This window comes from Silanimonas algicola, from assembly GCF_054777375.1.
This window is the reverse complement of record NZ_BAAHAS010000006.1, coordinates 1-1,215: the sequence shown is the minus strand read 5'-3', so window position 1 is coordinate 1,215 and position 1,215 is coordinate 1. Positions and strand designations below refer to the sequence as shown.

Here is a 1,215-nt window from a genome sequence, read left to right as displayed (position 1 = left end):
GTGTAACGACCCAGCGGTTTCTGCTCAGCTCAAGCCGCTAAAGCGTACGCCTCGGCGGGGGTCTTCATGCCGAGCGCCTGGTGCGGTCGGCGGTGGTTGTAGAACTGGATCCAGTCGCCGACAACGCGCATGGCGTGGCGCTGGTTCTCGAAGCGGTGCCGGTGCACGCACTGTTCCTTCAGGGATCGGATCAGCCGTTCGATCATTCCGTTCTGCTGCGGGCAGTGCGGGGTGATGAATTCCTGCTTCAGCCCGTAGCTCCGAACCAGCCGCGTGTAGATGCGGCTGGTGAAGACCAAGCCGTTGTCGGAGCGAAGCAGAAAGGGCCTCGGCACCCGTGCCAGGACGCCGTAACGGGTGATCAGGGCCTGCTCCAGCGCTGCAGCGGCCGTCGTTGCCTTGCCGCTGCGCGAGAGCTGCCAGCCGAGCACCTGCCGGGTATGGCAGTCCATGACCAAGGCGAGCGTCAGCCAGCCGTCCCGGCCGCCCCAGACGCGGCAGAGGTCAGTCGCCCAACGCTCGTCCGGCGCCTGCGCCACCGAGGGCAGCGCCTCGATGCGCGGGCGATGCCCCACGGCGCGCTTGCGCACCTGCCAGCCCTTGAGCTGAAAGATCCGCTGCACCGTGTTCTTGTTCATCTCGAGCAGGCCCGCCACCGTTCGGTAGCCGAACGACGGTTCCGCCTCGATCAACGCCTTGATCGGCTCGGCCAGCTCGGGCTTCACCTTCGGCGGCGACTTCGTCGGGCGGTAGTAGACCGTCCGCCTCGGCTGCTCGAACCAGCGGCACAACTGCGCCATCGACACGTGGATCCCGTCCGCCCGCAGTCCCTGCTGGAGCGAAACCATCAGGTCTCGTCCTTGCCCAACAGGGACGCCAATTTTTTTCGGGCACGCAGCTCCAGCATCGCCTCGCCGTAGGCCTCTTGGAGGTCCTTCAACTGGCGCTCGTACTGCTCCCGAACGTCCTCGGGCTTGGCACGCAGGGCGTTCTCCATGCCGCGCTTGCCGTCTTCCACCCAGCTTTCGATCTCGGCAGGCGTCAGGTCGAACGCGCGGCTCGCCTCCGCCACCGTCGTCTTGCCCTGGATGATCTCCAGCACCAAGGCCGACTTCCGCCGGGCCGTCCAACGCTTGATCTCTTCGTCCATCACGACACTCATCGGTCTCTCCTCAGGAAAGTAACACCTGAGCACGAATTCGCTGGGTCGTTACA

At 65.4% G+C, this 1,215-nt stretch carries 2 protein-coding genes; both read right to left on the bottom strand.

Annotated features, from left to right (window positions below; all coding sequences use genetic code 11):
- Positions 1 to 29: 29 nt before the first annotated feature.
- Positions 30 to 848 carry an IS3 family transposase gene (locus ACYVAK_RS14655; protein ID WP_461062320.1) on the bottom strand — a complete coding sequence of 273 codons (819 nt, stop codon included), beginning with the start codon at positions 846 to 848 and terminating at the stop codon, positions 30 to 32.
- Positions 848 to 1,162 (bottom strand): DUF1153 domain-containing protein, encoded by a 315-nt coding sequence (locus tag ACYVAK_RS14650; RefSeq protein WP_461062318.1) that lies wholly within the window; start codon positions 1,160 to 1,162, stop codon positions 848 to 850. Before ACYVAK_RS14650 ends, ACYVAK_RS14655 begins: the two co-directional genes overlap by 1 nt.
- Positions 1,163 to 1,215 lie beyond the last annotated feature (53 nt).